Source organism: Halomonas sp. GD1P12, assembly GCF_025725645.1.
Classification (GTDB): domain Bacteria; phylum Pseudomonadota; class Gammaproteobacteria; order Pseudomonadales; family Halomonadaceae; genus Vreelandella.
Genome location: NZ_CP107007.1, coordinates 2,213,486 through 2,225,765 on the forward strand (window position 1 = coordinate 2,213,486; position 12,280 = coordinate 2,225,765).

The following is a 12,280-nucleotide window of genomic DNA, read 5'->3' on the forward strand; positions in this document are numbered from 1 at the left end:
CATGGAAACGCTTTACGCTGTGACCACCGGCGTGCTCAGCGCCTGCGGTCTCTATCTCACACTCAGGGGGCGCACCTTCCCGGTGGTAGTGGGGCTGACGTTACTCTCTTATGCGGTGAATCTGTTTCTGTTTTCGATGGGCGGGCTCACCACCGACGGCGCAGCGCTGGTGCACGGTGAAGGGGTCTACGCCGACCCGCTGCCCCAGGCGCTGGTGCTGACCGCCATCGTCATCGGCTTCGCCATGACGGCCTTCGTGGTGATTCTCGCCATGCGCGCGCGAAGCGAGCTGGGTAACGACCAGGTCGACGGCAAGAAGGAAGACCGCGAATGATGCAACACCTTGTAGTTTTTCCCATCGTGGTACCGCTGGTCGCTGGTATTCTGCTGCTCTACCGCCGTGAAGGCTTGGTCCGTTTCAAGCGTGCGGTCAGCGTCGTGGCTACGCTCATGCTTTTGGCGGTGTCCATGGCGCTGGTCGGGCGCGCGTCAAGCGGCGAGATTCTCTATTACGCGCTGGGCGACTGGCAGCCGCCGTTCGGCATCGTGCTGGTGCTGGACCGCCTCTCCGCGCTGATGCTGCTGCTCACTTCCGTGCTTGCCCTGGGCGCGGTGATGTTCGCCTGCGCCGGCGACGACGAAAAGGGCAGCAACTTTCACGGGCTTTTTCAGTGGCAGCTGTTGGGGATCAACGGCGCCTTTTTGACCGGCGATTTGTTCAACCTGTTCGTTTTCTTCGAGGTGCTGCTGCTCGCCTCCTACGCCCTGCTGCTTCACGGCGGCGGCAAGGCACGCATTCAGTCCGGCGTCTACTACGTGGTGATGAACCTGGCCGGCTCGTCGCTGTTTTTGATCGCCGCGGGCATTCTCTACGGCGCGTTGGGCACCTTGAACATGGCGGACATGGCGCTTCGCGTGGCCGAGCTTCCCGCCGACCGTCAGGGGCTGGTGACCGCCGGAGGGCTGATTCTGCTGGTGGTGTTCGGGCTCAAATCCGCGATCCTGCCGCTCTATTTCTGGCTGCCGCGGGCCTACGCCGCAGCGCCTGCGCCGGTGGCGGCGCTTTTTGCGATCATGACCAAGGTGGGCATCTACGCCATCCTGCGCGTTTATCTGTTGATCTTCGGCGACGCCGCCGGGCCTCTGGCCGCTCTCGAGCAGGCTTGGGTGTGGTGGCTGGGGCTGGCCACACTGGCCGCCTCCGCCGTGGGCATTCTGTCGTCGCGCGATCTGCGTATGCTCATCGCTTACCTGGTACTTTTGTCGGTGGGTACGCTTCTGGTGAGCGCCGGCATGCGAAGCGAGGTGTCCGCCTCGGCGCTGCTCTACTATTTGATCCATACCACCCTGATCACCGGCGGGCTCTTTTTGCTCGCCGAGATGATCGGCGTGCAGCGCGGCAAGGCAGGCACGCGGCTGGTCAAGGCGCGCCCGCTGGTACAGGGCAAGGCACTGGCGCTTTTGTTCTTTATCGGCGCGATTGCCGTGGTCGGCGTGCCACCGCTTTCCGGGGCGATCGGCAAGGCGCTGGTGCTGGCCGCCGCCGACAGCACCCAGAGGCTGTGGCTCTGGCCAACGCTTTTGCTTGCAAGTCTTGCGTCGATGATCGCGCTTTCCCGGGCGGGCTCGACGCTTTTCTGGCGCAGCGCCCACGGTAGCCCTTCCGGCACCAGGCTTCCGGCGCTGCAGTGGTTCGGCGTCATCTGGCTCTTGAGCGCTGCCCCCCTGCTGGTGGTGTTCGCTCACCCGGTCAGCGTCTATACCCAAGCCACTGCCGAGCAGCTTGCCCATCCCGAGCGCTTGACCGAAACGCTTCTTTCACCGTCGCGAGGCCAACTATGATTACCCCGCGTAAATGGCTGCCCACACCGGTTCTCTCGCTTTTGCTGCTGTTCGTGTGGCTGTTGATGGCGCGCAGCTACGCCCCGGGGCAGATACTGCTCGGCGGCACGCTGGCCATCCTCATACCGCTGGTGACCTACCGCTTTTGGGACGGCCACATGCAGATCAAAAAGCCGCGGCTGTTGGCGCGCTTCATTCTGCGCGTACTCAAGGACATCGTGATCGCCAACTTCGAGGTGGCCAGGCTTCTGATCAACCCGTGGAAGCGGCTCAACCCGCACTTCATCGAGTACCCCTTGATGCTGGAGGAGCGCTTCACCATCACGGTGCTGGCCAGCACCATCAGCCTGACGCCGGGCACGGTGTCCGCCAACCTGCGCCTGGACGGCAAGTCGCTGTTGATCCATGTGCTGGACGTGGAGGACGAGCAGGCGCTGATCGAGCAGATTCGCGAGCGCTACGAGCGCCCTCTCAAGGAGATTTACGAATGCTGAGCGTGGCCTTGTACATCACCTCGACGCTGGTGGTGATCGCCCTGATTTTGAACCTGTACCGTTTGGTGATAGGGCCGGATTTGCCGGATCGCGTGCTGGCGTTGGACACCATGTACGTCAACTCCATCGCGCTGATCGTGCTGCTCGGGCTGTGGCTCGGCGGCAAGACCTACTTCGAGTCGGCGCTATTGATCGCCATGCTCGGCTTCATCAGCACCGTTGCGGTGTGCAAATACATTCTGCGAGGGGATATCATCGAATGAGTCTTCTTTCGACGTTACAAGGAGCACGGCCATGGCCTTTCTAATCGAAGCGCTGGTGTCGCTCATGCTGGTGACCGGCGGCGTGTTCGTGTTCATTGGCTCGCTCGGTATGGCGCATCTGCGAGACTTCTACATGCGCCTGCACGGGCCGACCAAGGCCTCGACGCTGGGCATCGGCTGTATGCTGGTCGCCTCGATGGGCTACTTCTGGAGCGTGGATGGCCACATCGACATTCAGGAGATGCTGATTACGCTGTTCCTGTTCATTACAGCTCCCGTCAGCGCCCACCTGCTGGCCAAGACCGGCCTGCACCTGCGCCTGAAGCACGCCAAAAAGACCGGCGGCGTGCCTTTCGAGCTGCGCGACGAGGAAGTGGGCAAAAAGCCGGTACCGCACCCGGACAAGGGCCACGGCTAAAAGCCATTTCCCTTTCACCGTTACGGAAAAGACAGGTACGAAAACGACAGGTACGAAAAAGCGGCGCCTCGAGCGCCGCTTTTTCATGTATCGACCAACGCGTTAGCGTACCAGCGCTTCTTCAGCGTGGCCCAGAAGGTATAAAAGCCCGTCGAGGCCAACGGTCGACACCGCCTGCCGCGCCTCGGCGCGCACCAGAGGCTTGGCGTGATAGGCCACGCCCATGCCGGCTTTGGCGAGCATCTTCAGGTCGTTGGCGCCATCCCCTACCGCCACGGCGTGGGCAAGCGATAGCCCTTCGCGGCGGGCGATCTGCTCCAGAAGCAGCGCCTTGCGCTCGGCGTCGACGATCGGCTCGCTCGTCTCCCCCGTAACCAGGCCATCGCGGATCACCAGCTCGTTGGCATGGATTTCGTCAAAGCCCAGTCGCGTTTGCAGATGACGGGCGAAGTACGTAAAGCCGCCGGAGAGAATCGCGGTACGATAGCCCAGGCGCTTCAAGTTCTTCATCAGCCGCTCGGCGCCGTCCATGAGCGGAAGCTCCAACGCGATGCTTTCGAGCACGGTTTCGGACAGCCCCTCGAGCTTGGCCATGCGCTCGCGAAAGCTCGCCTTGAAGTCGAGCTCGCCGCGCATGGCGCGCTCGGTGACCTCGGCGACCAGCTCACCCACGCCGTGGCGCTTGGCAAGCTCGTCGATCACCTCGGCCTTGATCAGGGTCGAATCCATGTCGAAACAGACGAGCTCGAACGCGCGCTCGCCGGCCTCCATCAAAACGATATCCACCGGGTGCGCTTCGCTGACCTCGAGCGCGGCGTGACGAAGCGCCTGCCACTGCGGGTCGTCCTGCGCAACCGGGGCGCTCACCACGTATTCGATGGCGTCAAGCGGCCCACCCTCGCCGTGGCTTGCCAAACGGGTGACGCGTTGCTCGGTGAGGTCGAAGCGCGCCATCAGCGCGGCCACTTCCGATTCGATGGCCGGTGTCAGTACCGGCGCCAGTACGGTCAGGCGTTTCTCGCTACGTGCCATGTGGCTACTCTCCAGCCTCTAGCCGATCCACTTTCTGAAAACCGCGCGGGAGCTTGCTGCCCCGGCGCCCGCGTTCGCCGCGGTAGTATGCCAGATCGGCGCTCTTCAGGGTGAGCTTGCGCTTGCCGGCGTGGATGACGAGCTCGGTGGTTTCACTGAGCACCACCATATCGCGCACGAACTCTTCGCGCCGCGCGGCGCGAGCGCCGGGAATATCAAGGAGCTTATTGCCCTTGCCCTTGCTCATCTGTGGCAGCTGCTCCAGCGGGAACAGTAGCAGCCGCCCTTCATTGGACACCAGCGCCACCCACAGCGCCTCGCCTTCCGGCACCGCGACCGGCGGCATGACGGCGCAGCCCTTGGGCAGGCTGAGCACCGCCTTGCCGGCCTTGTTCTTGCCGGTGAGATCACCAAGCGTTGCCACGAAGCCGTAGCCGCCGTCGCTTGCCAGCACGTAGCGCTGGGTCGGCGGGGCGAGCATCATGCCGGCCATTTGCGCGCCGGCGGCGACGTTGGCACGCCCGGTGATCGGCTCGCCCTGGCCACGGGCGCTGGGCAGATTGTGGGCGGATAGCGTATAGGCGCGCCCGGTATCGTCGAGCAGCACCAGCGGCTGGTTGGTCTTGCCGCGGCTGGCCAGCTGGTAACGGTCGCCGGCCTTGAACGAGAGCCCGGCGGGGTCGATGTCGTGGCCCTTGGCAGCGCGAATCCAGCCCTTTTCGGACACCACCACGGTGATCGGGTCAGCGCCCAGGAGCTCCACTTCCGAGAGCGCTTTCGCCTCGGCTCGCTCGACCAGCTTTGATCGGCGGGCGTCGCCGTGCTCCTTGCCGGCGGCGCGAATCTCCTTTTCGATCAGCGTGGTCATTCTGGCGTCGCTGCCCAGCACGCCGGTGAGCGTCTTGCGCTCCTTTTCCAGCGCATCCTGCTCGCCGCGAATCTTCATCTCCTCGAGCTTGGCCAAGTGGCGCAGGCGAAGCTCCAGAATCGCCTCGGCTTGCCGCTCGGTCAGTGCGAATGCCTCGATCAGCGCGGCCTTTGGCTCGTCCTCCTCGCGGATGATACGAATCACCTCGTCCAGGTTCAGGTACGCGGTCAAGAGCCCTTCAAGGATGTGCAGGCGCTCTTCCACCTTACCCAGACGGTGCTCCAGGCGCCGGCGCACCGTAGCGCGGCGAAAAGTCAGCCACTCGCCAAGCATGTCGGGCAGCGGCATCACCCGCGGGCGGCCATCCAGGCCGATCACGTTCATGTTCACCCGCACGTTCTTTTCGAGATCCGTGGTGGCGAACAGGTGCGCCATCAGGGATTCGACGTCGACCCGGCTCGAGCGCGGCTCGATCACCAGCCGCGTGGGCTCCTCGTGGGTCGACTCATCGCGCAGATCCGCCACCATGGGCAGTTTTTTGGCCTGCATCTGGGCGGCAATCTGCTCGAGCACCTTGGCGCCGCTGACCTGGTACGGCACCGCGGTGATGACGATATTGGCCTCTTCACGCACGTAGCGGGCGCGCAGCTTCACCGAGCCGCGCCCGGCTTCATACAGCTTACGCAGATCCGCCGCCGGGGTGATGATCTCGGCGTCGGTGGGAAAGTCCGGCGCGGGGATGAATTCCATCAAATCCGCGGTGGTGGCTTTCGGATTACGCAGCAGGTGACACGTCGCCTCGACCACTTCACTGACATTGTGCGGCGGAATGTCGGTAGCCATGCCCACGGCAATGCCGGTGCCGCCATTCAACAGCGCGTGGGGCAGGCGCGCCGGCAGCACTACCGGCTCCTGCATGGTGCCATCGAAGTTCGGCGCCCACTCGACGGTGCCCTGACCGAGCTCAGACAGCAGCACGTCGGCGAATTTCGAAAGCTTCGCCTCGGTGTAGCGCATCGCGGCGAAGGATTTGGGATCGTCGGGGCTACCCCAGTTACCCTGGCCGTCCACCAGCGGGTAGCGGTAGCTGAACGACTGCGCCATGAGCACCATGGCCTCGTAGCAGGCGCTGTCGCCGTGGGGGTGGAACTTGCCCAGCACGTCGCCCACGGTACGCGCGGACTTCTTGTACTTGGCGTTGGCGTTGAGTGAGAGCTCGCGCATGGCGTAGACAATGCGCCGCTGCACCGGCTTCATGCCGTCGCCGATATTGGGCAGCGCGCGGTCAAGAATGACGTACATCGAGTAGTCGAGGTACGCCTTTTCGGTGTAGTCGCGAAGAGAGAGGCGCTCGACGTCGCCTTCCGCTACCTGAATATCCATATGCTTCATACCCTGGCTTGCAACAAGGCCGCCCTGCACAGGGCGGCGAATGAGCGTTAACGTCGCCGGGTAAACCGGCGCGTCATGTTAATTGATAGTGTCGAGCAGCGCCGTTCGCGACATCCTGAGCGTCGAGTCCCAACGTTTGGGTGGCGCTGCCGTGGAACTCGTCGAGCAGGGCTTTCAACCGCTGCGCCTGGCCTGAAAGCTCGTTGGTCGCACCGGCGGCCTGATTGACCAGCCCCGCGTTTTGCTGAGTCACGCTATCCATCTGCGTCACTGCTCGATTGATTTCGTCGATCCCGCTGGTCTGCTCGCTCGATGCCTGGCTGATTTCGCTGATCCGCGATGACACCTCGTCGATGGCAATAATGATCTCGTTCATCGCCGCTTCCGCTTCGCGGGCATAGCCGCTGCCCGAGGCAATCTGCTCGGAAGTATTCTTGATCAGCGAGTTGATGCTTTTCGCTGACGCGGCGCTGCGCGATGCCAGCTGGCGCACCTCGCTTGCGACCACCGCAAACCCTCGCCCGTGCTCGCCGGCGCGCGCGGCCTCGACCGAGGCATTCAGCGCCAGAATATTGGTCTGAAAGGCGATGTTTTCGATCACCTCGACAATCGAGGCAATCTCGCCGGAGCTTTCGTTGATCGACTGCATCGAGTTCGCCAGCCGCGATACCTGCTCGCCGCCGCGCTTGACCCGGGTAGCCGACTCCTTCACGCGCTCATCGGCCTTGCCTGCGTTGTCGGCGTTGCGCTTCACGGTTTCCGCCATCTCTTCCATGGTGGACGATGTCTGCTGAAGCGACGCCGCCTGCTGCTCGGTGCGGCTTGAAAGCTCGACGTTGCCCGCGGCGATCTCGGTCGACTCACTGGCAATGGCGTCGGCAACGGTGCGTACATCGCTGAACAGATGCTGCAGTTTCTCCGCGTAACGGTTGACCGCGTGGCGAAGCTGACCTATTTCGTCTTCGCGGTGGATGGTCAGCGCACGATTCGTTCCTTCCTGGCCCAGCTGGTCGATCTGAAGGGTAGTGCCGCGGATCTGGGCGATCAGCGCCCGCCCGCCCACCCAGCCGACGAACAGCAAAAGCGCTAGAAGCGGCATGATGAACAGCAGCAAGTCACGCGTTAGCGTGCGCGAAAGCGCCGTCACGCGCTCGCTCGGCGTCACCAGGCCCAGCGTCCAGCCGGTGTTGGGCATATCGAACAGATGAATCTTGGCCGGCTCATCGACCAGACCGGCACGCTCGACGCTGATTTGCGCGTCACCGTTATCAAGCGCCGTCGACACCGGCGCCAACCACGCCATACTGGAGGAGGCGTCGCTCAGGCTTTGCATGTCGGGCGAGGTCTGCTCCATGCCGGGCAGGTCGATGATGTTGCGCTCCTTATCCAGCACGAAGGCGTAGCCGCCGGTGGCGTCTCCCGTTTCCGACAAAAGTGCCGCGACGCCGCCCAGCTCCATATCGAGGGTCGCCACACCGGCAAAATCGCCCTCGAGATAATAAGGGATGCTACAGGTCACCATCGCCACGCCGCTGGCCGGGTCGCGATACGCCTCGGACCATACGCAGCGACCCGGGGTCGCCCCGCGCGCGCTTTCATACCAGGGCTCGCGCTGGTAGGGCGACGCATTGGGCGCGTTGTAGTCATTGAGAAAGTCGAGACTTCCTTGAGCATTGCGCGCCCAGAAAAAGCTGGCCCGCTCGACACCGGGTAAAAAGGCGTTTGGCTCGGGCCACACGCCCCCCCCGGCGATGGCCGCGTTGGCGTTATCGTCGATCACGTTGGGAAGTGCTGCCAAATAGAGGCTTTCATCCCGCGGAAGCGACTCGGCAAGGGCGGCCAGGCTCGCCGTATTTCCCTCGACACGAGCAAGCTCCCCGGCCAGGGCATTGACAATCGAGCCCCCGGTTTGATCGATCAGTGAATTACTCGCCTGCATGGCCAGCGGCTGCCCCCGCCACGCCATTACGCCGTAAATACCCGCTGCCATCAAAAGAGTGAGTACCACCGCGGCAAACGTTAGCTGCCTGGAAATCGTTTTAAGCAAAGCTGTTCCCCCTGGTTCCTGCCAACATCGTTGGTATGAGTGCCCATACTTTCGTATGAGCAGCCAACCGTATTCTATATTGGCGGATCGCTCGCTTACCCAAGAGAATCAGGCATTAACACGTCCATTTTAAGCGCTATCACACGTCGATCTCGGCGAGGTTGCCGTAATCTTCCAGCCACTTCTTACGGTCGCCGGCGCGTTTCTTGGCCAGCAGCATGTCCATCATCTCCATGGTGCCGTCGCCATCATTCAAGGTGAGCTGCACCAGCCGGCGCGTCTCCACCGCCATGGTGGTTTCCCTGAGCTGCAAGGGGCTCATTTCACCCAGGCCCTTGAAGCGCTGAACGTTGGGGGTGCCGCGCTTTTTGGCGAGGCTTTTGAGAATGGCCGCCTTTTCGCTCTCGTCCAGGGCGTAGTGTACCTCCTTGCCCAGATCGATACGGTAAAGCGGCGGCATGGCAACGAAGACGTGACCGGCGTCCACCAGAGACGGAAAGTGCCGAACGAACAGCGCGCACAGGAGCGTGGCGATATGCAGGCCGTCGGAGTCGGCGTCGGCGAGAATGCAGATCTTGTGGTAGCGCAGCTTCTCGAGATCGGCGCTGCCCGGGTCGGCGCCGATCGCGACCGCAATGTCGTGCACCTCCTGGGAGCCGTAGATGTCGTGGGTTTCGACCTCCCAGGTGTTCAGGATCTTGCCGCGCAGCGGTAGGATCGCCTGGGTTTCGCGGTTGCGCGCCTGCTTGGCGCTGCCGCCGGCGGAGTCACCCTCGACCAGAAACAGCTCGCTTTGAGAGGGGTCCTGGCCGGAGCAGTCGGCGAGCTTGCCGGGCAGCGCCGGGCCCGAGGTGACCTTCTTGCGCGCGACCTTCTTGGCCTTTTTCTGGCGGCTTTGCGCCGCACTGATGACGAGTTCCGCGAGCTGCTCGGCCTGGTCGACGTGGTGGTTGAGCCACAGCGAGAAGGCGTCCTTGACCACGTTGGAGACGAAGGCTGCGATGGTGCGCGAGGAGAGCCGCTCCTTGGTCTGCCCGGCGAACTGCGGGTCGAGCATCTTGACCGACAGCACGAACGAGGCGCGCTCCCAAAGATCGTCGGCGGTGAGCTTGATGCCGCGAGGCAAGAGGCTTCGGTACTCGCAGAATTCGCGCAGCGCGTCCAGCAGCCCGGAACGAAAGCCGTTGACGTGGGTGCCACCCTGGGGCGTGGGAATCAGGTTGACGTAGCTTTCCAGCAGCGCCTCGCCGCCTTCCGGCAGCCACTGGATCGCCCAGTCGACGCCGTGTTCGTCATCGCTGAAGTGGCCGACGAAGGGCTCGGACGGCAGCACCTCATAGCCGTCGGTGGCCTGGGCGAGATAATCACGCAGCCCGTCGGCGTAGGCCCACTCGGTTTTGGTACCGTCGGGCTCGACCAGCGTCACTGCAAGCCCCGGGCAGAGCACCGCCTTGGCACGTAAAAGATGTTTCAAGCGGCCAAGCGCGAGCTTGGGGCTATCGAAGTAGCTCTCGTCGGGCCAAAAGCGCACGAGCGTGCCGGTGGCGCGCTTGGCAGCCTTGCCGATCTCATGAAGCTCTTCGGCCTTTTCGCCGTGTTCGAAAGCGATGGCGTGGCGGGCGCCGTCGCGGGTGACCTCGACCTCCAAACGACGCGATAGCGCGTTGACCACCGACACCCCAACGCCGTGCAAACCGCCGGAAAAGCGGTAGCTCGACGCCGAGAATTTGCCGCCGGCGTGGAGCTTGGTGAGGATCAGCTCGACCCCGGAGACGCCGTGCTCCGGGTGGATGTCGATGGGCATACCGCGGCCGTTATCCTTGACCTCGATGGCGCCGTCGCCTGAAAGCACCACTTCGATGGCCGTGGCGTGACCCGCCAGCGCCTCGTCGACGCTATTGTCGATGACTTCCTGGGCCAGGTGGTTGGGTCGCGAGGTATCGGTGTACATACCGGGGCGCTTGCGTACCGGCTCGAGTCCGGAGAGAACCTCGATCGAACTCGCGCCGTACTGGGAGCCGTCAAACTGGGTCATGGTGCATCAATTCCTGGAAAACGGTACTTGGGCCGCGCAAGGGTGAACGGCGCGGCGAAAAAGGCACAGGATAGCGCAAATGCAAACTACTGTATATCCAGCCATGAGTGACCGACACCTCGCCGGCCACGTTCGCGATAAAATGGATCAGGGTTCGCTCTGCTCGGCGGCCCAGAACGCGCGAATCAGCCCCTGGCTCGAGGCGTCCAGACGGCTCACGTCCCCCTTGCCTTCCATCAGCGCGCGGGTCTCCTTGGCGATCTCCTTGCCAAGCTCCACCCCCCACTGATCGAACGGGTTGATGTCCCAGATCACCGCCTGCACGAACACCTTGTGCTCGTATAGCGCGATCAGCGCACCGAGGGTATGCGGAGTGAGTTCGTCCATCAGCACCGTGGTCGAAGGCTGGTTACCGCGATAGCGCTTGTGTGCCGGCGGCGCGCCCTCTTCGTCGACGGCGTCATCGCCAAGCATAAGCACCCGCGACTGGGCAAAGCAGTTGGCCAGCGACAGCCGGTGCTGCGCCTTGAGATGGCGCCGGGTGTCCGGGTCCTCGACATCGTCGTAGCGTTTGAGCGGGGCGATAAAGTCGCACACCACCGGCTGAGTGCCCTGATGGAGAAGCTGATAAAACGCGTGCTGAGCGTTAGGTCCGAGCTGCCCCCAAAGCACCGGGCAGGTCGAGTAGTTCACGCGCTCGCCCCGCCCGGTGACCGACTTGCCGTTGGACTCCATTTCGAGCTGCTCGAGATACGCGGCGAAGTACTCAAGGCGCCCGTCGTAGGGCAGAATCGAGTGGGCGCGAATGTCGAGAAAATTGACGTTCCAGATGCCGGCCAGACCCAGCAGCACCGGCAGGTTCTGCTCGAGCGGCGCCTGGCGAAAGTGGTTGTCCATCGCATGCGCCCCGGCCAGCAGCGCGCGAAAGTGCTTCATGCCGACGATCAGCGCGATCGGCAGGCCAATGGTGCCCCAAAGGGAATAGCGCCCACCCACCCACTCCCAGAACATCAGCTGATGATCCGGGGCGATCCCCCACTCGCACATCTTCTCCGGGCTCGCCGACACGCCGATGAAGTGCTGGCGAACGATGAGCTTTGCGCTCACCGGTTTGGCACCGGCCATGTCGTCGTGCTCGGAGAGCCGCCCCAGTAGCCAATCCTTCGCCGTATTGGCGTTGGAGAGCGTGTCGATGGTGGTAAACGACTTCGACGACAGAATGAACAGCGTGGTTTCCGGATTGAAGCGCGCCAGGTAGTCGGCAAGCTGCGAGCCGTCCATGGTCGAGGCGAAGTGTACGTCCACCGGATGGATGTCCGCGGGCCGGTAATCCGCCAGCGCGTGGGTGACCATCAAGGGGCCGAGATCCGAGCCGCCCACGCCCAGGTTCACCACGTGGCGAATCGGCTTGCCGGTTGCCCCGCGCCACTGGCCGGCGTGCAGACGCTCTACCAGTCGCTCCATCTGATTCAGGCTTTCATGAACACAGGCCACGACGTCTTCGCCCTCGACGTCGAGCGTGGCCTCCACCGGCAGGCGCAGCGCGGTATGAAGCGCCGGGCGATTTTCGCTGATGTTGACCCGCTTGCCGCTCAACAGCGCCTCGATGGCACCGGGTACGCCCGCCTCCTCGGCCAACGCCAGCAGGTGCACCAGCGTATCGTCGTCAAAGCGCTGTTTCGAGAGATCGAGCGTGAGCCCGTGCACCTCGTGGCTAAACGTCTCGAAGCGGTCCGGGTCGCCGAAAAGGTCCTTCAGGTGCATCGTTTTCAGCGTTTGCGCGTGCTGCTGGAGCGTTTGCCAGGCGGGCAGCGTATCGGGTGTGTCGTGTTGTGCCAAAGCCGTTTCCCTCTTTTTGGCGGGTATCCGAAAGCCCAGGACTGTCGCCT

10 protein-coding genes are annotated in these 12,280 nt (G+C 63.3%); 5 read left to right on the plus strand and 5 right to left on the minus strand.

All coding sequences use genetic code 11. The annotated features are described in order from the left end of the window. Position 1 precedes the first annotated feature (1 nt). The 5 genes from OCT39_RS10330 to OCT39_RS10350 are packed head-to-tail and all read left to right on the plus strand — an operon-like array spanning position 2 to position 3,017. Complete coding sequence (locus tag OCT39_RS10330) at positions 2–334, plus strand: Na+/H+ antiporter subunit C (protein WP_263584387.1); 333 nt, start codon at positions 2–4, stop codon at positions 332–334. After that, positions 331–1,842, plus strand: coding sequence for a monovalent cation/H+ antiporter subunit D (locus OCT39_RS10335; RefSeq protein WP_263584388.1), 1,512 nt, complete (start codon positions 331–333; stop codon positions 1,840–1,842). Before OCT39_RS10330 ends, OCT39_RS10335 begins: the two co-directional genes overlap by 4 nt. After that, positions 1,839–2,336: a Na+/H+ antiporter subunit E gene (locus OCT39_RS10340; protein WP_263584389.1), complete on the plus strand. Its 498-nt coding sequence runs from the start codon at positions 1,839–1,841 to the stop codon at positions 2,334–2,336. The genes OCT39_RS10335 and OCT39_RS10340 overlap by 4 nt, the downstream gene beginning before the upstream one ends. Next, positions 2,330–2,599, plus strand: a complete 270-nt coding sequence (locus OCT39_RS10345) for a K+/H+ antiporter subunit F (protein WP_263584390.1) — start codon at positions 2,330–2,332, stop codon at positions 2,597–2,599. Before OCT39_RS10340 ends, OCT39_RS10345 begins: the two co-directional genes overlap by 7 nt. Before the next feature lie 31 nt (positions 2,600–2,630). Continuing rightward, positions 2,631–3,017: a Na+/H+ antiporter subunit G gene (locus tag OCT39_RS10350; RefSeq protein ID WP_263584391.1), complete on the plus strand. Its 387-nt coding sequence runs from the start codon at positions 2,631–2,633 to the stop codon at positions 3,015–3,017. Positions 3,018–3,119: 102 nt separating this feature from the next. Here OCT39_RS10350 and serB read toward each other — a convergent pair whose 3' ends face one another. From serB to pgi, 5 genes are all read right to left on the minus strand, one after another. Next, the gene (serB, locus tag OCT39_RS10355) at positions 3,120–4,049 is read right to left on the minus strand and encodes a phosphoserine phosphatase SerB (protein ID WP_263584392.1); all 930 of its coding nucleotides are present in this window, start codon (positions 4,047–4,049) and stop codon (positions 3,120–3,122) included. Between the two features lie 4 nt (positions 4,050–4,053). Then, positions 4,054–6,300 (minus strand): DNA topoisomerase IV subunit A, encoded by a 2,247-nt coding sequence (gene parC, locus OCT39_RS10360; RefSeq protein ID WP_263584393.1) that lies wholly within the window; start codon positions 6,298–6,300, stop codon positions 4,054–4,056. Between the two features lie 82 nt (positions 6,301–6,382). Next, the gene (locus OCT39_RS10365; RefSeq protein WP_263584394.1) at positions 6,383–8,356 is read right to left on the minus strand and encodes a methyl-accepting chemotaxis protein; all 1,974 of its coding nucleotides are present in this window, start codon (positions 8,354–8,356) and stop codon (positions 6,383–6,385) included. 139 nt (positions 8,357–8,495) lie between these two features. After that, entirely contained in the window at positions 8,496–10,391 is a 1,896-nt protein-coding gene (parE, locus tag OCT39_RS10370; RefSeq protein ID WP_263584395.1) for a DNA topoisomerase IV subunit B, read from the minus strand. 147 nt (positions 10,392–10,538) lie between these two features. Next, positions 10,539–12,230, minus strand: a complete 1,692-nt coding sequence (pgi, locus tag OCT39_RS10375; RefSeq protein ID WP_263584396.1) for a glucose-6-phosphate isomerase — start codon at positions 12,228–12,230, stop codon at positions 10,539–10,541. Between the last annotated feature and the right edge of the window lie 50 nt (positions 12,231–12,280).

Coding starts and splice junctions, on each gene's coding strand:
- OCT39_RS10330 (WP_263584387.1), top strand. CDS start 2: ATGGAAACGCTTTACGCTGTGACCACCGGCGTGCTCAGCGCCTGCGGT.
- OCT39_RS10335 (WP_263584388.1), top strand. CDS start 331: ATGATGCAACACCTTGTAGTTTTTCCCATCGTGGTACCGCTGGTCGCT.
- OCT39_RS10340 (WP_263584389.1), top strand. CDS start 1,839: ATGATTACCCCGCGTAAATGGCTGCCCACACCGGTTCTCTCGCTTTTG.
- OCT39_RS10345 (WP_263584390.1), top strand. CDS start 2,330: ATGCTGAGCGTGGCCTTGTACATCACCTCGACGCTGGTGGTGATCGCC.
- OCT39_RS10350 (WP_263584391.1), top strand. CDS start 2,631: ATGGCCTTTCTAATCGAAGCGCTGGTGTCGCTCATGCTGGTGACCGGC.
- serB (WP_263584392.1), bottom strand. CDS start 4,049: ATGGCACGTAGCGAGAAACGCCTGACCGTACTGGCGCCGGTACTGACA.
- parC (WP_263584393.1), bottom strand. CDS start 6,300: ATGGATATTCAGGTAGCGGAAGGCGACGTCGAGCGCCTCTCTCTTCGC.
- parE (WP_263584395.1), bottom strand. CDS start 10,391: ATGACCCAGTTTGACGGCTCCCAGTACGGCGCGAGTTCGATCGAGGTT.